General features: G+C 64.6%; 17 protein-coding genes. 9 read left to right on the top strand and 8 right to left on the bottom strand.

Annotated features, from left to right (window positions below; genetic code table 11):
• Positions 1-28 precede the first annotated feature (28 nt).
• Entirely contained in the window at positions 29-409 is a 381-nt protein-coding gene (locus AB0J47_RS31215; RefSeq protein ID WP_364354095.1) for a phage tail protein, read from the top strand.
• 309 nt (positions 410-718) lie between these two features.
• Complete coding sequence (locus tag AB0J47_RS31210) at positions 719-1219, top strand: hemerythrin domain-containing protein (RefSeq protein ID WP_364354092.1); 501 nt, start codon at positions 719-721, stop codon at positions 1217-1219.
• A 36-nt stretch (positions 1220-1255) separates the two neighbouring features.
• Here the strand turns inward: AB0J47_RS31210 and AB0J47_RS31205 are convergent, their stop codons facing one another.
• Positions 1256-1579 (bottom strand): MerR family transcriptional regulator, encoded by a 324-nt coding sequence (locus AB0J47_RS31205; RefSeq protein ID WP_364354089.1) that lies wholly within the window; start codon positions 1577-1579, stop codon positions 1256-1258.
• A gap of 147 nt (positions 1580-1726) precedes the next feature.
• Between AB0J47_RS31205 and AB0J47_RS31200 the strand changes: the two genes are divergently transcribed.
• A complete protein-coding gene (locus tag AB0J47_RS31200; RefSeq protein WP_364354086.1) occupies positions 1727-2149 on the top strand; it encodes an HSP20 family small heat-shock protein in 423 nt (140 codons plus the stop codon).
• Between the two features lie 449 nt (positions 2150-2598).
• Complete coding sequence (locus tag AB0J47_RS31195) at positions 2599-2832, top strand: hypothetical protein (RefSeq protein ID WP_364354083.1); 234 nt, start codon at positions 2599-2601, stop codon at positions 2830-2832.
• Positions 2833-3246: 414 nt separating this feature from the next.
• Here AB0J47_RS31195 and AB0J47_RS31190 read toward each other — a convergent pair whose 3' ends face one another.
• The 4 genes from AB0J47_RS31190 to AB0J47_RS31175 form a co-directional block, all read right to left on the bottom strand.
• Complete coding sequence (locus tag AB0J47_RS31190) at positions 3247-3573, bottom strand: hypothetical protein (RefSeq protein ID WP_364354080.1); 327 nt, start codon at positions 3571-3573, stop codon at positions 3247-3249.
• A gap of 75 nt (positions 3574-3648) precedes the next feature.
• Positions 3649-6063: a LuxR C-terminal-related transcriptional regulator gene (locus AB0J47_RS31185; protein WP_364354077.1), complete on the bottom strand. Its 2415-nt coding sequence runs from the start codon at positions 6061-6063 to the stop codon at positions 3649-3651.
• 115 nt (positions 6064-6178) lie between these two features.
• Positions 6179-6910 carry an OB-fold domain-containing protein gene (locus AB0J47_RS31180; RefSeq protein WP_364354245.1) on the bottom strand — a complete coding sequence of 244 codons (732 nt, stop codon included), beginning with the start codon at positions 6908-6910 and terminating at the stop codon, positions 6179-6181.
• A gap of 202 nt (positions 6911-7112) precedes the next feature.
• Positions 7113-9428 carry a LuxR C-terminal-related transcriptional regulator gene (locus tag AB0J47_RS31175; RefSeq protein WP_364354074.1) on the bottom strand — a complete coding sequence of 772 codons (2316 nt, stop codon included), beginning with the start codon at positions 9426-9428 and terminating at the stop codon, positions 7113-7115.
• Positions 9429-9727: 299 nt separating this feature from the next.
• On the opposite strand from AB0J47_RS31175, the gene AB0J47_RS31170 reads away from it, so the two are divergent.
• The 3 genes from AB0J47_RS31170 to AB0J47_RS31160 are packed head-to-tail and all read left to right on the top strand — an operon-like array spanning position 9728 to position 12336.
• Positions 9728-9994 (top strand): hypothetical protein, encoded by a 267-nt coding sequence (locus AB0J47_RS31170; RefSeq protein ID WP_364354071.1) that lies wholly within the window; start codon positions 9728-9730, stop codon positions 9992-9994.
• On the top strand, positions 9991-10986 hold the full coding sequence (locus AB0J47_RS31165; RefSeq protein ID WP_364354068.1) for an alpha/beta hydrolase: 996 nt from the start codon (positions 9991-9993) through the stop codon (positions 10984-10986). The genes AB0J47_RS31170 and AB0J47_RS31165 overlap by 4 nt, the downstream gene beginning before the upstream one ends.
• A 60-nt stretch (positions 10987-11046) precedes the next feature.
• Entirely contained in the window at positions 11047-12336 is a 1290-nt protein-coding gene (locus AB0J47_RS31160) for a DUF3533 domain-containing protein (protein WP_364354065.1), read from the top strand.
• Between the two features lie 3 nt (positions 12337-12339).
• Here the strand turns inward: AB0J47_RS31160 and AB0J47_RS31155 are convergent, their stop codons facing one another.
• The 3 genes from AB0J47_RS31155 to AB0J47_RS31145 all read right to left on the bottom strand — a co-directional run bounded on the left by AB0J47_RS31155 (position 12340) and on the right by AB0J47_RS31145 (position 15093).
• Positions 12340-13266 (bottom strand): transglycosylase SLT domain-containing protein, encoded by a 927-nt coding sequence (locus AB0J47_RS31155; protein WP_364354062.1) that lies wholly within the window; start codon positions 13264-13266, stop codon positions 12340-12342.
• A 44-nt stretch (positions 13267-13310) separates the two neighbouring features.
• On the bottom strand, positions 13311-13796 hold the full coding sequence (locus tag AB0J47_RS31150; protein WP_364354059.1) for a hypothetical protein: 486 nt from the start codon (positions 13794-13796) through the stop codon (positions 13311-13313).
• Positions 13797-14151: 355 nt separating this feature from the next.
• Positions 14152-15093 (bottom strand): alpha/beta hydrolase family protein, encoded by a 942-nt coding sequence (locus tag AB0J47_RS31145; RefSeq protein WP_364354242.1) that lies wholly within the window; start codon positions 15091-15093, stop codon positions 14152-14154.
• Positions 15094-15457: 364 nt separating this feature from the next.
• On the opposite strand from AB0J47_RS31145, the gene AB0J47_RS31140 reads away from it, so the two are divergent.
• Together AB0J47_RS31140 and AB0J47_RS31135 are read left to right on the top strand one after the other, a co-directional pair.
• Entirely contained in the window at positions 15458-16855 is a 1398-nt protein-coding gene (locus tag AB0J47_RS31140) for an FAD-binding oxidoreductase (RefSeq protein ID WP_364354056.1), read from the top strand.
• A 99-nt stretch (positions 16856-16954) separates the two neighbouring features.
• Complete coding sequence (locus tag AB0J47_RS31135) at positions 16955-17794, top strand: glucose 1-dehydrogenase (protein ID WP_364354053.1); 840 nt, start codon at positions 16955-16957, stop codon at positions 17792-17794.
• Positions 17795-18253 lie beyond the last annotated feature (459 nt).

The raw sequence follows: 18253 nt of genomic DNA, 5'->3' as shown, positions 1-18253 counted from the left end.
CCACCGGTTACGAATTCAGGAGGTCGACATGCAAATCCAGGACAAGACCGACACCCGCACCTTCGCCATCGATCTGGGCGAGTTCAGGGCGGAAATGGTGCAGGACGTGATGGGTATAAGCCAGCCGTCGGAGGGCACGCTGGGCGAGGTGCAGATCACCCGGGGGCTCGACCGGAGCAAAGCCTTCACCGATTGGATCGAGTGCGCGTTGGTCGACGGCGGCGTGGATTCCCCCAGACAGGACATCACCATCACCGTGATGAACGCTGAAGAAAAGCCTCTCCAGCGGTTTCGCTTGCTTCGCGCTTTCCCGACCAGTTGGACGGAGCCTTCGTTCGACGCTGACAATACGGAGCCAGCGCGTGAGTGCGTCACCGTCGCCTACGAAGAGATGAGATTTGAGCGGTAGAGTCGGCGCGGCTTCTTCTCGCGAGTCCGCCCGGTCGAGACGCGTGTAAGAGCGCCCGACACGCGGTCTCCGTCGCGGCGCTGGAGCGGCCCGTGCTGGTCTACGGCGGGCCGACTCGGCGGCCCCTCATCGGCGAAGGGTTGCCGCCGCGCCGAGCGCGCCGTCGCGGCGAATTCCTCGGCGAGACTGTCGCGCATCCGCATATGCGTGTTGCCAATGAGCTCACCTGCACCGGCGGTTTCGGTTCTGTTTTTGCGGGCACGCCTGGCATAGATCCAACCCGTGAGTGTTCGAGTTCGAGGAGTTGCGGTGACTACTGATGCGATCGTCTTGTTGCGGGAAGACCACAAGGAGATTCGGAAACTGTTCCGTGATTTCGAGAAGGCGGGCGATGGTGCGCACGCCGCGAAGGGACGGTTGGTCGACAAGATCATCGAAGCGTTGACCGTGCACACCTACCTCGAAAACGAGTGCATGTATCCGACGGTGCGCAAGCTCGTGCCCGAACTGGAAGACGACATCCTCGAATCCTATGAAGAGCACCATGTCGCCGATGTTCTCGTGATGGAGTTGGCGGCGATGAAGCCCGAAGATGAACGCTTCACCGCCAAAGTCACCGTTCTGATCGAAAGCGTCGATCATCATATCGATGAGGAAGAGGGAGCCTGGTTCCCGAAGGTGCGAGAGCAGTTGGGGCGCAAGCAGCTTCAGGAGATCGGTGCGCAGATGATCGAGTTGCGGAAGACGGCTCCGCGTTCGCCCGCGCGGCCTTCGGCAGTGAAGAAGGTGCTCGATTCGGTGATAGCGTGACCGCCTGGATTCCTGTCGCCGCAGCTGGGGCGGTGGTCACAGCCGGTGGTTGCCGCTGTCGCGTAGCTGGTCGCGTTCTGCGGTAAGTGCGGTGTTTGCGTCTTCGAGGTCGAGGATGCGGGCGATCCCGGCGAGGTTGATTCCTTGCCCGGCAAGAGTGGTGATGCGCGCCAGCCGCACCAGATCGTCGCCACTGTAGCGGCGGGTGCCGCCGGGGCTGCGGGCAGGAGCGATCAGCCCATGCTGCTCGTACAGGCGCAGCGTTTGTATTCCGATCCCGGCGAGTTCGGCGGCCACCGAAATCGCATACACCGCCCGACCCGACCCGGGCAGGTGCCGGTCGTGTCCACCTAATGACATTTCGCTCCTCGCTGTCTTCGACTTCAGATTACCTCTCGCAGGTACTTGCACTCTCCTGGGTCGAGTGCTAGATAATATCTATGTCAGATGACATAGGTTATCTGATTTCCCTTCGATCGAGAATGGAGTGAACTGGAGGTGGCGACCATGCTGATGCGCACCGACCCCTTCCGCGATCTGGATCGTTTGACCCAGCAGGTGTTCGGCACGCCGGCCCGCCCGGCGGCGATGCCGATGGACGCCTGGCGCGAGGGTGACGACTTCTTTGTGGAGTTCGATCTGCCCGGCATCGACCCGGATTCGCTGGATCTGGATGTCGAACGCAACGTGGTCACGGTGCGCGCTTCGCGCCCGGAACTCGACCAGGGGCGGTCGATGATCGCCGCCGAACGCACCCGCGGTGTGTTCAGCCGCCAGCTGTTTCTGGGCGAGAACCTCGACACCGACCAGATCCGCGCCGACTACCGCGACGGGGTACTGCGGTTGACGATCCCGGTCGCGGAGAAGGCTAAACCCCGCAAGATCGAGATCGCCCGCGGCGACCACGAACGCCAGGCGATCAACGCCTGACCCGGGCGAAAGCGCTTCGGCGTTGAGCATCGCACCGAGCCGACCGCGAGCGGAGCAGCCCCACCGACTCAATGTGCGGCGGCCCCCCGCCTATGCCGGCGACCCAGCGCAGCCCGCCCGCACCCGGGTTTGCCCGGCATCCGACCAGCAACGATGAAAGCGAGGTGATGCCCGTACTTACCGCAGGAAAACGTTCTCGCCGGTGGCGGGACGTGCCCGCCGGCCGCGCCGCGAGCACCGACTGACCGGGGATTCCCCGGTCGGCGTGCACAGCCACCCGAGGTGGCACAGCAGGCAGGTACCGTCCCCGCCCCGCGCGGGGCGCGTCACAACAGTCAGTCAGATTCCTTCCGTCGACGGGTGGGCCCGGTCAGCACACGTTCTTCCGGGCTCACCCGGCCCCCTTCCACCCGACCATCCGATGATCACGTTCGAGGAAGGAAACCGCGATGCCCACACCCCCGGCAGGCAGCGACCTCGATTGCGCCGAGCAGAACACCCCCGTCCGTGACAGCGACCCCGACATCGGCCTGGACACCACCACGCTGCACCCACTCGCCGAACGCGTACGCGCCGCCTTCGATTCCGCCGCGATGTACGACCGGATCGACCAAGCCTGGTTCACCCCGCCCGACACCGACGACGACTACGACTGCCTCGCTACTGATCACCGTGCCCGGTAAGAGCCTCTACCGGCCCGTTGTGAAAGACGATCGCCTGTGAACACCGAAACACCCACCAGCACATCGACATCCACATCGACATCCATATCGGCCACTGGTCACGACGCGGACATCGTGCGATGGCCCGACCCCAGCCCTTTGCAAAAATGGTGGACCGAGGTCATGGACGGCGCCTTGATGCCCTCATCCCGCCCCGCCGTCTGACCGCGGCCCGCCGCCAGGCTTTTCGGTTCGAAATCGCTTGTTCGTTCGGCGTGGTCACATTGTCGACGGATATGCCCAGCGTCATCCAGGATCGTCGCCGCGGAAGCTGCGTGCCATCACATCGTCAGGGTGCCTAGGCATCGCGAACCCGCTGCCACTCACTCGTGCCCGACGGTCTGCGGCGGGGCTTGAATGCGCGGCGACCGGAGGTTATGTCGGGCCGCCGCCGACCCGACCGGCCCCCGGGTGCCGGTACGGGGCGATGCCGATGTGGGCGTCGGATAGTAGTTCGGCCAGGCCGACTTCCAAGTGTTCGGCGGTCCTCCGCAGACCGATCGCTACTGTCCGCGCGGGGGTGTCCGCGCTGCTTTCTAGTCGGATCGGGGCGGTGGCCATCCCGTCGATATCGATGCGACAGATATATGCCGAATCCTCCGCCGACTGGTCTGGGCAGGGCCTCCCGATCGTGATGAGGACCCGCTTGCCACCCACGGCGAGGGTTCTGGTGGCCAAGACCGAACCGCTCCCGGAAGTCATAGCGCCACACTATGGCGGTTCGGCGGATTGCCAGCTATTCGACAGCGTGGCGACACGCCCGAGCGTCAGCAGCGCCTAGTGCTGGGCCTCGTCCACGATCCAGGTGGCGATCTGGGTGCGGGAGGTGAAGCCGAGTTTGCTCAGGATGTGTTCGACGTGGTGCTGTGCGGTGCGTTGGGAGAGCACGAGTTTCGCGGCGATCTGTTTATTGGTGAGTCCTTGGGCGACGAGGAGCGCAACCTCCCGCTCACGCTTGGTCAATGCCATGCCGGAATCGTGTGCGGTGGCGGGCGGCAGTTCCCCCAGGGCGTAGGACACCGCGGCGCTCAACCCCATGGCCTGGCCGCGCCGGAAGGCGGCATCGAATCTTCGGTCGCCGAGCCTGCGGCGGGTGATGCGGTCGCATTCGTCGTGATAGGGGGATAGCTCGTTGAAGAAGGTCGCGACACCTGTGGCGGAGCGCAACAGGGCTTCGGCGGCACCCATCAGAATGGCCGAGCGTTCACCATTGCCGGCGGTCCAGGCCAGTGCCTCGATATCGGGCGCCGCGACGAGGGGGCTGGGTATGTGTCGGCTGACTCGCAGCGATTCCAGCAGCACTTCTTCTACGTGCGAACGCTCGCCCTGCTGCCATGCGGACATGCCGATCGCCCACAGCGTGCTCGACCGGAACAGCGATTCGCCGCACGCTTCGGTGATGGAAAGTAGCTGCTCGCGATATTCGATCGATCGCTTTGTATCTCCCCGGAGTGCGCATGCCCAACCGAGTATGGACAACGCGGAGATGTACAGATGTCCTCTCTTATTCGATTCGAATACCGCGAGGGTGGGCTCGACCAGCGAGTCTGCCCGATCGTGTGCACCCCGATACAGCGCCAGGGTTCCCTCGGCGAATGCGGCCAGCGCCTTGGTGGTGGGAGCGGGGTCCTGTTCGGCCAGTGTGCATGCCTGTTCCACGATGACGGCCGCGCGCTCCAGGTTCCCCTGTACCGCCGCCATGATCGTGCTCGTCTGTAGTGCTTTGACGCGATCGGGTATCGAGTGCGCGTCGGGGTGGGACAAGGTGCGGTCGAGCCAGCGTCGGCCTTCGCCGTACTGGCCGCGAAAGCTCCAGAACAGGTAGAGGGCGGCGGCGGTGCGCAACCCGGCCTCGGCCGACTCCGAGCTCGCATCGGACACGCAGAACTCCAGCGCCTCCCGCAGATTCGGTTGTTCGCGGTCGAGCCGCGCGAGCAAATCGAGTTGCCGGTCGCTGATCCACCCTGCCTCCGTGTCCACGGCCAATCGCTCGTACCAGTCGCGGTGTCCTCGACGCAGCTCCCGGTATTCGCCGGTCTCCTGCAGCTTCTCCCGACCGTAGTCGCGCATGGTCTCGAGCATCCGGAAGCGCACGAGGCCATCCGGCTCCTCCCGAATCACAATCGACTTGTCCACCAGCGAGGACAGCACATCGAGCAGCGTCCCGGACGCGAGGTCGGCACCGCACACCTGCTCGGCGGCGTCGAGTTCGAAGCCGCCGGCGAATACCGATAGCCGGGCCCACATTCGCTGCTCGGGCGGCGTGCACAGCTGGTAGCTCCAGTCGATGCACCACCGCAGCGTCTGCTGTCGGGTCGGCGCGGTGCGGCTACTGCGGGTGAGCAGCGCGTACCGGTCGGTGAGCCGCTGCAGGATCTGCTCCGGCGACATCGCGCGCATCCGCGCCGCCGCGAGTTCGATCGCCAGTGGCAATCCGTCCAGTCGGGAACAGATCCGGGCGACGGTGGTCTTGTTGTCCTCAGAGAGTTCGAATCCCGGCACCACCGCCGCGGCGCGGTCGGCGAACAGGGTCACGGCGTCGTATTTGGGCAGTCCACGCAACGGCGGCTCGAGGTCCGGATCCGGGACGGCCAACGGCAGCACGCGCACCGTCGCTTCCCCGGCGATATCCAGCGGCTCGCGGCTGGTGACGAGAATCCGCAGATTCGGACAGGCCAGCAGCAACGTCTCGACCAGCTCCGCCGAAGCCGCGATCACTTGTTCGCAGTTGTCGAGTACCAGCAGCATTTCTCGCGAGCTAAGGAATTGGACCAGCACGTCGAGCAATGGCTGGTCGGACTGGTCGATCAGGCCGAGGGTGGCCGCCACGATCTCGACCAGCATCGACGGGTCGTGCACATCGGCCAGTTCGACAACCCAGACGCCATCGGCGAAATCGCGTCGAGCGTTCGCCGCCGCGCGCAGCGCCAAGCGGGTCTTCCCGACGCCACCGATCCCGGCCAACGTCACGAGTCGGCACGTGGCCAACAGATTCTTCACCTCCGCCGTCTCGGCGCGGCGGTCGACGAAACTGGTCAGCTCCAGCGGCAGCACGCCGGTGCGGCCTCCCGTTATAGGTGGCTGGGCCCATACCCGGACTGGTGCGGCGTCCTCGAACCCGGACGCGCTCGAATCAGCCGTGACGGGTGTGGTCGCGTCGCGGCGGGTCCGGAGTGGATCATCCGTTGTCATCAGCGGCGGGCAATCCACTCGGCATGTGCGCGAGCACCGGGCGCCATGCGCTCACCTTTCGTCAATGCCCAGCGTATCGCCAACGAAGGTGAACGGATCGCGAGTTGTGGCTATATCAGGCGCTACCGGCGGGGAGTGCGGCAGGACTCATCTGCCACGCCTGTGTCAGGGCGTCCTTCAGCTGGCGCTTCAGCCCCCGCACATTGACGCTATCGGTCCGTCGCGGGTCCAGCGCCTCTTCCAGCATGTGCAGAAACCGTCGACGGGTCACACCGAAGGTCACCAGCAGTTCCCCGGCGGAGGCCCCGCCGAACGGTGCCCATCGGATCGCAAAGCTGATCAGGGATTTCGCCGCCGTGTCGACTGCCTTCGCGCCCTCCATGAGTTCACACTGGCGCAGCGATGTCCGCACCCACCACGCGTCGAAGCGATGCTCGACCTCGCGAGGATGTGTCGAGCGCACATCGATCGAAGCATTCGCACGCTGTGGCGCGGGTCGGACGCCGCCATCCGAATGAGGCTCCGCCGGGCAGACAGCGAATACCGGGAAACGATCCACCCGAGGATGGGGCTCGAATCGCACCCGGACCGGCTGATCCGAAACCGGTGCGACCTCTCCTTCGATCGTCGCGTACACCCATGGGCCCTCGTCGAGTTCCACGATGGCGATCGTCAACGGCACCACCTGGGCGTGCGGACGGCTCACAGTTCGGTGTACGAGCCGCCACGACACGACCGATCCGAGACCCGACGACGGCGACCATTCGAGATCCCAGGACCCACACGACGAACATTCGGCGGTCAGCGGCGGAAACAACTTGTTACAGGGCCCGCAGCGCCGAATCATCATGGTGTTTTCGGCCCCGATGGGCTTGTTGCTGGACTCGTATTTGTGCTCGGACATGGGAACCTCGGTGTGATAGCCATGAATGCTGTCCTCACCGAGCGTCCCGTCCGCGACGGCTGAATACGACGGTAGAATTACCCGGGGTATACCCATTTTTGCCGAGCGGTCCATCCCGACCGACATCGTTTGCCCAGGTCGAGCGTTATCGCACTCGGTGCGCCCGCGCCGTCCATGCGGCTATCTGTGCCCGGGACGAGTAGCCGAGTTTGCACAGGATGTTCTCCAGATGCCGGTCGATGGTGCGCGGCGACAGCACCAGCCGTTCGGCGATCTGCCGGTTGCTCAGACCCTGTGCGACGAACTCGGCCACTTGCCGCTCACGGGTTGTGAGCTCGGTGTTCTGCTGCTCGTCCGGCTCCTGCGCGGTCTGGTTGGGATCGAGTGCGTAGCCGATCGCCTGGGCGTGGTCCAGCGCCGCACCGCGCGCTGTTTCCGCGCGCTGCTCCGCCTGCCGCAGCGACTGGGTGAGAGTGCGCTCGCAGGCCGAGTGCTGTGCGCCCAGCTGTGGTCCGAACGCCGTGATCGAGGTGCCGATGCGTCGCCAGACCGATCCGACCGCGCCCATCAGTCGCGCCGCATGCCGGTATTCGCCGCGGGCGGCGGCGATCCAAGCCAGCAACTCCATCATCAGCGCCGCGCCCACGTGGTCATTGAATTCGCGCTGGATCTCCAATGCGGCGCGCGTCGACTCGACCGCCGTGCCGTAGTCGCCACGGACGTACTGGTCGTGGCCGAGGGCCCAGAGTGAATAGGATTTGGTCCACCGCTCATCCTGCTGGTCGGCCAGTTCGATGCCGCGGCGGGCCGTCGCGCCCGCGCTGCGGTCACCGGCGTGTGCCTGTGCCATGGCGAGTTGGAACAGGGTCATGCAGACCACGTCGTCATCGTCGGAGTAGTCCGCGACGGTCTTCTCGAAGGCCGCGATGGCCGGTGCGAGACGTCCAGGGAACGCTTCCGCCGTGCCGCGCAGACAGCTCACCCAGCCCAGCGAGTGGCGGTCACCCATCGCTGCCGCACCCGCCGCGCATTCGTCGAGCGCCTCGGTGGCCGCTTCGGTGTCGCCGAGCAGCAGCCGCACCCATCCCGCCACCCACAGCGCCGAGACCCGCTCCGGGCAGACGTCATCGGCGACGCGCAGCGCTCTATCGGTCCACCGGCGTCCCTCACCGAGGAACCCGTCGGCGCACCAGTGATAGCGCAGTGCGGTGACCAGTGCCAATGCCTCGCGGGCTGCGGTCGGTGTGCTCGTGGCCCAGTCCAGCGCCGCTTGGAGATTGTCGAACTCGGTGCGCAACTCGGCCAGACCGGCCGCTTGGCCTGGCCCGTTCCAGGCTCCGGCGATCCGCTCGGCGAGCGTGAGGTAATGGTCGCAATGCCGCTTGCACACGGAGTCGGTCGCGTCCCGCTCGGTCAGCCGTTGCCAGCCGTATTCACGGATCGTTTCCAGCATCCGATACCGCGGCGGGCCGTCGGTCGGCACCGGCGCCAGGATCGACTGTGCGACCAGGTGGTCGATCAGGTCCAGAATGCGTTCACGCGGCAGGTCGGGACCGGCGCATACGCCCTCGGCCGCGGCGAGGGTGAATCCGCCGCTGAATACCGACAACCGCGCCCACAGCAGCTGTTCGGTCGGCAGGCACAGCTCGTAGCTCCAGTCGATCAGCGCCCGCAGCGTTCGCTGCCGCGGTACAGCGGCTCGGATAGAGCCGGCCAACAGCACGAACCGATCCTCGAGTCGGTCCAGCACCGCGGACAGCGACAGTGACCGCAGCCGGGCCGCGGCGAGCTCGATCGCGAGCGGAATCCCGTCCAGACGCTCGCAGACCCGCGCCACCACATCCGCGTCACGTTCGGTCAGGGTCAAGTCCGGGCGCACTGCCCGAGCGCGCTCTACCAGCATCGCCGGCGCATCGTAGGCGGCCAGCGCGCCGAGCGTCACCGGATCGTACGGGCTCGGCATCGACAGCGTCGGAACCGTGTATACGTGCTCGCCCGCGACGCCCAGCAACTCGCGACTGGTGGTCATAATGCGCAGGCCGGCACAGGATCGCAGTAGCAGATTGCAGAGCGCGCTGCACGCGTCGACCAGGTGTTCGCAGTTGTCCAGCACTATCAACGCCTGCAGATCGGCCAGGTGCTCGACGAGCTGTTCCTCGATGGTCCGGTTCGATACGTCCACGATCGCCAGGCTGGTCAGCACCGTTTGCGCCACCAGATCGGGATCGCCGACGGCGGACAGATCCACCAGCCATACCCCGTCCGGGAACGACCGGCCGGAAATGGCTGCGACCTCGCTGGCGAGCCGAGTTTTCCCGACTCCGCCCACACCGGTGAGCGTGACCAACCGTGCCGTCGCGAGCAGCTCCCGGACCTCGCGGATCTCCCGTTGCCGTCCGACGAAACTTGTCACCGCGAATGGCAGGTTACCGACCACGCGAGTGGGCCTACTTCGCCCCATGAGACCCAATCTAGCCGTGCCCGGGGCGGTGCGAGGGCACGCTTTGCGAAGGTCGTCTCCGAAGCGATCGCTAACTGATCGAACCTCAGCGAGGGATGCGGTTTGCGTACCGAGCATGCGCGAGCTGCGGATATGGGTGGCGAAGTGGGTGTTTCTACCCATGTCTGTGCACGGCGGATCTGTGACGCTCAGGAAAGCCGTTGTGAGCAGGAGGTCGACCTTGACATCTCACCGAGGGTGCCCGATCGATAAGGGTCGCCAAAAGCGCGAGCTACATTCAAGACAACCAGGAGTCGGCGATGGATAACGTATGCCGCACCGAAGTCGACGGCCTGCGTGTGACATGGCGGTTGATCCAGAATCGGCTGATCTCGATCGTCGCCGTGCACGACGCATACGACGCCGCGCCGGTTCTCTCGTTCGGTCCCGCCGCTTATCCGGACCTCGTGCAAGCACGAGAACTTCATCCGGGACTGACCCAGTTGTGGGACGCGGTTCGCCGCGACTTCTGGAACACACTCATTCCGCCACGCCCGAATAAGGGCAGACAATGGCAATGGTCGTGACGACTGCTGCGCTCCCTGAAGCCTCGTCACCGATCGTTGAACCATCCAATCGGGCCGGTATCGGAACTCGGGTCGCCCATCCGCTGCTGCGCGGCACCGTCGGGTTCGGGTTGGCGACCCTGGCGCTGTTGGGTGGCAACGGTCGATTCGAGCAAATGCTCTGGCTCAGCCGTCTGATCGAGCTACCGGCCGCCGCGCTCGTCCCCCCGAACGGCACCAAACGCCGGACCGTTCAGTTGGGGAACTTCCGCGCCGAATGGTTGTGGCACAACGATCTGCCCGACCCGCGGCAGCAACAAGATTCGGCACTGCTGTACTTCCACGGCGGCGGGTACATCAGCGGCGGCCTGAATACCCATCGGCGCCTCGTCGCCAAAATCGGGCGCGCCAGCGGGATGCCCGCATTCAATGTCGACTACCGACACCTACCAGGCGCGCATTTCACCGAGACTCTCGATGACGCCGTCGCGTCCTATAAATACCTGCTCGAACAGGGATTCCAACCCGAACGCATCATCGTCTCCGGTGACTCGGCAGGCGGCGGACTCGCCTTCGCGCTGGTGCTGGCAATCCGGGAACGCGGGTTGCCGATGCCCGGCGGTCTCTCCGCGATCGCACCGTGGGCCGACTTCGATCCGACGACCCGCAATGCGCACCCCAACCGGCACCGCGATTCCTACATACCCACTCGGATACTGGAAACAATCGCGCGCCGCGGCGTCGCCCTCGATGGCGAACTCGATCCGATGTGGTCGCCGGTCAACCACGACTTCACCGGTCTACCACCGGTGCTGATCCAGGTGGGCTCCACCGAATGCCTGCTGCCCGACGCGGAGATGCTGGCCCTGCGCTGTGCCGAAGCGAACGTCCCGGTGCGGCTGCAGGTCTGGGACCGTGCACCACACGTCCATCACGTCGCCGCGGATCTGCTCTCCGACGCCCGAGCCGCGATCAACGACCTGGGGCAGTTCCACCGCCAGATCGTGGATTGACGCGCAGACACAGTCCGGTAATGAAGCCGGGTATCTCGGTCCGGGAATTACGGTGCTGTCATGACCAACCCGGAAGAGGCGAGTCCTCGTCGGTCGCGTGTGCGTGTCTGGCTCGCACCGGCGGTCGTGGTGTCGCTGCTGATGGCCTTACTGGCCACGATGTATCTCGCGTATGTCGTCGATCCGTCGAAGCATCTGCACGGCTTTCCGATCGCGCTGGTCGATCAGGACAGCGGGGATGTGATCGGCGGGAAGCCGACCAATGTGGGCAAACAGATCAGCGACGCGCTGGTACAGCAGACTCCGAGCGACAAGATCGATCTGCGGGTGCTCGGCATCAATGAGGCACAGCAGCAGTTGAATTCGGGCAATGTGTACGGGGCGATCGTCATTCCGAGCGATTTCACCAAGCGGCTCGGCGTTTTCGCCACCGCCGGCGTGCTGCCCGGCGATGTCACTCAGCCGATCATCACGGTGTACACCAATCCGCGGTCCGGTGCGTTCTCATCGCAGGTCGTGCAGACGGTCGCCGGTAACGCACTCACGCAGGCGAACCAGACGGTCGGCAAGCAGCTCACCGAGACCGTGCAGACCCAGCTGCGATCATCCGGATCGGCGCCGGAACTGGTCGGCCTCAGTCGGCTGATGTTGGCCAAACCGATCGATGTGGTCGTCACCCCGTTCCATCCACTGCCCTCGGGTACGGGCGGAGGTCTGACGGCCTTCTTCTACACGATGCTGATGCTGTTGGCCGGATTCACCGGCGCCATGGTGATCAATGGGATGGTCGATTCCTCGCTCGGCTTTACACCGACCGAATTCGGTCCCTGGTACGTGCACTATCCGCCGACGCCGATTTCCCGATTGGGAACGCTGCTGCTGAAATGGGGCGTGATCACCGGCAGCGCGCCGGTTGTGGCCGGGATATTCATGGCGGTCGGGCATTGGCTCGGTATGCCGATCGAGCGGCCGCTGCTGCTGTTCCTCTACAGCACCTTCGCGATCATCGCGGTCGGCGTCACGGCGCTGTCGATCGTGTCGGCGCTCGGCACCGCAGGGCTGCTGGTCAACCTCATCCTGTTCATCGTGCTCGGTCTGCCCTCCTCCGGTGGCACCATTCCGATCGAGGCGATCCCGAAATCCGTTGCCTGGCTTGCCGATTTCGAACCGATGCATCAGGTGTACCTCGGGATCAGGGCAATCCTGTACTTCAATGCCGACGGCTCGGCCGGACTGAACCGCGCGATCTGGATGACGCTGCTCGGCCTTGTCATCGGGCTCGTCCTCGGCGGTGTCGTCACCCGTTACTACGACCGGAAAGAACTGCACCGCGCACCAGCCAAGAGCTGATGGTCAGTACCAGTGGTGTTGCTGCCAAAATGCCCACGCGCCATCAGGGCTGCCGTAACGGTCGTTCATGTAGTCATAGGTCCAGCGGATTTGGGTGAGCGGGTTGATGCGCCAGTCCGCGCCGTGGGTTTGCATTTTTTCGGCGGGCAGTGCTTGGCCGAGGCCGTAGGCGCCGCTTTTCGGATTGATGGCGAAGACGTCCCAACCGCTTTCGTGGGTGATGACGGCGTCGAAGGCCGGGAATTGGTGGAGTGGGACGACTGTCAGGGCGAGGGCCCTGGTGCCCAAGCGGATCAGTGAGGCCGCGAGTCCGACAGTGGTTGTGACAGTGTCGTGTGAGCTGGCCGCGGGCGTGACGGCGGTGTCGTCGTCGCTCTCTTCGACGGGCGTGGCAAGGGCGTCATCCAGGCCGTCGGTGGATGTGGTGACGCTGTCGTCCCACGAGTCTGCTGAAGGGGTGACCCTCTCGCCCGGACCGTCTGCGGGGGTGATGGGACTGTCGGGGGCGTCTGCGGGCGTGATGGCGTTGTCGGGGGTGTCGGCGGTTGTGGCGGCGTTGTCGCCCGGACCGTGTGCGGGCGTGATGGCACTGCTGTCAGCGGCATTGGCGGATGCGTTGCCGTTCAGCCCGTTGGCGGATGTGGGGACGCCGCTGTTCGGGTTACTGACGGGCGGGGTGGCCTGTGTGGCGACCCCTTCGGTGAGCGTGGTGGCGCCGTCGTTCAGATCGTCTGCGGAAGTGGTGGCGCTGTGGCTCAGTCCGTCGGTGGGAGTGGTGGTGCTGTCGCCCGGACCGTCGGCGGAGATCGGGGCACTGTTCGGAGCATTGGCGAACGTAACGACGCTGTCGCCCAAACCCTCGGCAACGGCTGGACCGGCACAAACCATGAGGGCACCGACCGCAATGGCGGCCGCGGCAACGCGCAGCATCGATTTCGCTCCTTAGTTGTGTTTGCCTTCCGTATCGATGGGTGTCATGAGCTCGCGTTCACCAGGTCGATGCCATTACCGACAATCGAATCGACGACGATGCTCGGCTGACCGGGTAGCCAACGGTCGAAGGCCACGCGGCGGGCATCGAGGGTGCGCTCACTCTCGGCAACGATTTCCACCCTGAATCCGGCCTTTTCGGCGAGGGACTCGGTGTCCGCGGCGCGCTCGCTGTCGGTGCTGGAGAAGATGGGGCGGTCGTCATTCATCCGGACTCCGGCGTATATGTCCGGGTATGCGGGGCGGGCCTGCTGTGTGAATTCGGCCAGCCGCCGGGCGCTTTCGGCGCGTGCGAGATATTCGTGCGCATCGATTCCCAGGTCACTCTCGACGGCCGCGATCAATCCGGGCGGCAGCGGGGCGCTGGCGGGCTGTGGCGCGGCCGCGGCCGGATACGCGATCGAACCCGCCATTGCCAATGCCGCAGAGCAGTCGAGCGCTGATCGCCGTCTGCGAATACTCGACATCACCGAGCCGTCTCCTGACTACGCGCCGAAGTATTCGATGACGCTATGTCACATGCGCCACAAAACGGACTATTTGCTTACGTAGCGTGTCGGTAGCCGCGCCGGTCGATGTCTCCGATGCTTACGCCGGGCAACTCGCCGACGCGCGGAGAACGTTGAACTACCGACTATGCACCGCTCGGGAGGATCGCACCGACCCATCGCCACACCGCCGACAATAGGAGGAAGCCGAGCTGCTGCTGCGTCTCGGAAGCGTTTTCGTACCGGTTATCGGTGCGTTGCTCGGTTCGATCTTCGCCATCTAGCCATTACAGCCGAACGCGGGTCGGACAAGGCCTCCGGCCCGCGTTCGGGTTTACTATGTCAAGCCGAGTCCGTGGGAAAGGACCGGCCACGATCGCTTCAATTCATCTTCCCAATAACCCCAGGAATGTGTTCCCTCATCGAAGTTGTAGGTAGCCGGAATGTCGAGTGATATAAGCTTCGCCTGCAGATTCTTCATGCAGTAATTGGCGGCTGCTTCGATCACGCCACCGAGCAGAACCTGATTTGTCAGTCCGTCGAGGCCGGGTTCGGCATGCGCCCCGTCCAGCATGTCATATTTTCCGGGCAGGCCATTGCCCGACGAAAGATAGAGGTCGATGCCACGCAATTTATCGGCGTGCAGGTATGGATCATTTTCCGTCCATTCGGGCGAATCGACCGGGCCCCACATGTTATCGGCGTTTCCGCCACCCCAGGCGATCACGAGCTTCAGGAACCTGGAACCGATCGGATCGCTTGTCTGCGCGCAGCCGCTATATGCGGCAGCCGCCCGGTAGAGGTCGGGTCTGGCAATGGGCAATGCCAACACTGTTGCGGTGGAAGCGGAAATTCCCGCGATCGCATTGACTCCGTTGGTGCCCAGTGCGGCATTGATCAGCGGTGGCAATTCATCGGTCAGATAGGTCTTCCATTTATTGCGACCCAGTACCGGGTCGTCCTCGCGCCAGTCGGTGTAGTAACTGAACCTGCCGCCGATCGGCTGGACCAGATTCACATTCTTATCCGACATGAACTGCCGAGCGTCGCTCTGCGCCTGCCAGGACGCGTCGTCCTGGCCACCGCCCGCGCCGTTCAGCAGATACAAAGTCGGCCGTGGAACCGAGCCGTCCGTGGGACGTTGGACCTCGACCGGGAATTCAGCATCCATCGCCGCGGAATAAACCTGTAGTCGGGTATTCCGGTCGTCGATGTACTCGACGTCGGTTATGCGCGAACCATCCTCCGAAACCGTATCGATGGAAATCGTCGCGGACATGGTGACCTGGTCGGCAAATGCCGTCGGCGTGCCTAGCGCCGTACCGACAAGCATCCCCACCAAAGCGATGCCGACTACCGATCTGGATACTCCTCCGATTTCGCCCCTGTTCATACCCAAGCTTTTAGCATCGAGTTTCCGGCCGGTGCCGCACCGACACGTCGCCGACGGGTCCGAACCAGGTACGGCCGCGGTGCACCAGCGTTAATATGTCAAGCGCGCCACATCACCCGGATGGCTGGTTGTGTGCGTGGCATTGGGATCGCACCACCTCTGTGTCGGTGCCGCAGCAAGAGTCGGCGACGCGGACCGCGTGACCCGCTCTTCCACGAGTGGTCGGGGACCCGGTGGCTGGAGAAATGCCATGACCCGAACAATGAATTCCGACTTCAGAGCACTGCGATCCGCGATGGGCGGTCCGGTGTTCGCTCCTGCCGACGCTGGTTATGACCATGCCCGATCCATCTGGAACGGTGCCATCGACCGGCGTCCAGCGGTGATCGCGCAATGTCTATCTGCCGAGGATGTGGCCGCGGCCTTGGCTTTTTCCAGGGACCACGACCTCGAGGTGGCCGTGCGCGGCGGTGCCCACGCCTATAGCGGCACGGCCGTCGGCGACGGCGGCATCATGATCAATCTCGGCGTGCTGAACAGCGTCGTTGTGGATCCGGCGACCAGTAGCGCCCGGGTCGGTGGCGGCGCGACCATGGCGAATATGGATGCCGCGACCCAGGCGTTCGGACTGGCCGTGCCCGGCGGGGTGATCAGCGATACCGGCGTCGGTGGCCTCACCCTCGGTGGCGGCATGGGTTGGCTGACCCGCGTAGCCGGACTGTCGATCGACAATCTCATCTCGGCGCAGGTCGTACTTGCCGATAGCCGCATTGTGCGGGCGTCCGAGACCGAGAATTCGGATCTGTTCTGGGCACTGCGCGGTGGTGGCGGGAACTTCGGCGTCGTCACCGAATTCGAATATCGCGCGCATCAGGTCGGGCCCGAAGTGCACGTCGGGTTCTTCTTCTGGCCACTGACGGAAGGGGCTGAGGCACTCCGTCTGATTCGTGATTTCATTCCTGCGATGCCGCCCAGGTCGGGCGTGCTGGTCGCCGTCGGGTTATCCGCGCCGCCGGAGCCCTTCGTGCCCGATCAGTACCACTTCGTGCCGGGCCATGCCCTTATTACCGCCGGTTACGGTTCTGCCGAAGAACACGCCGAAATGCTGGCGCCGATCCGCGATGCGCTCACCCCACTCTTCGAATTCATTACCCCGATGCCCTTCACCGGATTGCAGTCGATGCTCGATGCGTCGGCGCCGTGGGGCATTCACGGATATGAGAAGGCGCTCGATCTAGACGACTACTCGGACGAAGTGATCGCGGTCTTGGCCGAGCAGGCCGGGAAGAAGACTTCGCCGCTGTCGTTCATGCCGATCTTCACACTCGACGGCGCCTTCACCGCCGTCGGCGAGGAGGACACCGCATTCGGCGGCGCGCGCTCGGCACACTACGTCTGCAATATCGAAGCCGCCGCCCCCGACGCCGAGATATTGGCCGCCGACCGGGCGTGGGTGCGCTCGACCTGGGAAGCGCTGTGCCCCTTCGCCTCCAACCAGGGCGGGTACGTCAACTTCATGGCGGAGGCGGGCGAGGACCGGGTTCGCGCATCCTACGGACCTGCGAAATACGCGAAATTGGCCGATATCAAGTCCGAATACGACCCAGGGAACGTCTTCCACCGCAACGCCAATATCAAGCCGGGCTGACCCGACGGGGGAGTTTGGCCCGGGATGGTCGGGCAATTACCGGGGATGTCACCGCTGCCGACCGGTGGCTTTCGAGGGCGACGAGAAGGGAGCCGGACGATGGGTTTCGCCGAGCAACAGCAGGACGTCCCAGGTGTGCAGACACTGATGAAACCGGTGCCGGACTGCGGTGAACGCAGTTATCGCGGCAGCGGCAAGTTGACCGGGAAGGCAGCGGTCATCACCGGCGCGGACAGCGGTATCGGCCGAGCGGTGGCGATCGCATTCGCCCGCGAAGGCGCCGACGTGGTGATTTCCTACCTCAACGAGCACGATGACGCGCGCGAGGTCGCCGAATTCGTCCGCGAGGCCGGCCGCCGAGTCGTCACGATCGCGGGCGACGTAGCCGAGCCCGAACACTGCCGAGCGGTGATCAACGCCGCGGTCGCGGAATTCGGGAAGGTGGATGTCTTGGTGAGCAATGCTGCCTACCAGATGACCCACGAGACGGTCGAGGAGGTCAGCGACGAGGAATTCGACTACACCTTCCGGGTGAACGTGAACGCTTACTTCGCACTGGTGAAGGCCGCATTGCCGCATATGGCCCCGGGATCGTCGATCATCGGCAGTTCCTCGGTGAATTCCGATATGCCCTCGCCGACGCTGGCGCCCTACGCCGCGACCAAGGCCGCCATCGCGAATCTGTCGGCCAGTCTGGCACAGCTGTTGGGCCCCAAGGGAATCCGGGTCAACAGCGTGGCACCGGGCCCGATCTGGACCCCGTTGATCCCGTCGACGATGCCGCCGGAGAAGGTGGCGAATTTCGGTGACAACACCCCACTCGGCCGTGCCGGACAACCCGCCGAGCTCGCCCCGACCTATGTGCTGCTCGCCAGCGACGACGGAAGCTACATCTCCGGAGCGCGTGTCGCGGTCACCGGTGGCCGGCCGATTCTGTGAGCTGGATGCCCGCGGCGGCGGTTTGAACAGCGGTCGTTCGGCGGCGGGTGTGCCGCAGATCATCTGCGTCGATGCCGCACATGTCGGCGGCGCGCTGCGGAGTCCAGCCGGATTCGGCCGCAGCGAGATCGTCGACGTCGACCGTATGTGCAGATCAGCTTCTGATTCGGTCGTCACGTGGCGCGGATCCCGGGGCCCGCGCATTGACCGCTGCCTATCAGTTGTTCAGTAATTGGTCCCATTGCGGCGTCGAGGGTGCGGTTCGCGATTTCGTTGGCGTGTTCGTTTCGGGCGTGGGCATGTCGGTGGTTGTGCGTCAGTAGTTGTTGCCGTTGCGGCGCGGGTCTCGTCGAGGCTGTGGTTTGCGATTTCGTTGGCGTGTTCGTTTCGGGCGTGGGCATGTCGGTGGTTGTGCGTCAGTAGTTGTTGCCGTTGCGGCGCGGACCTCGTCGAGGCTGT

The organism is Nocardia sp. NPDC049737 (assembly GCF_040674755.1).
Lineage (GTDB): Bacteria > Actinomycetota > Actinomycetes > Mycobacteriales > Mycobacteriaceae > Nocardia.
Note: the sequence above shows the minus strand (reverse complement) of the source record. Positions and strands in the feature narration are given on the sequence as shown.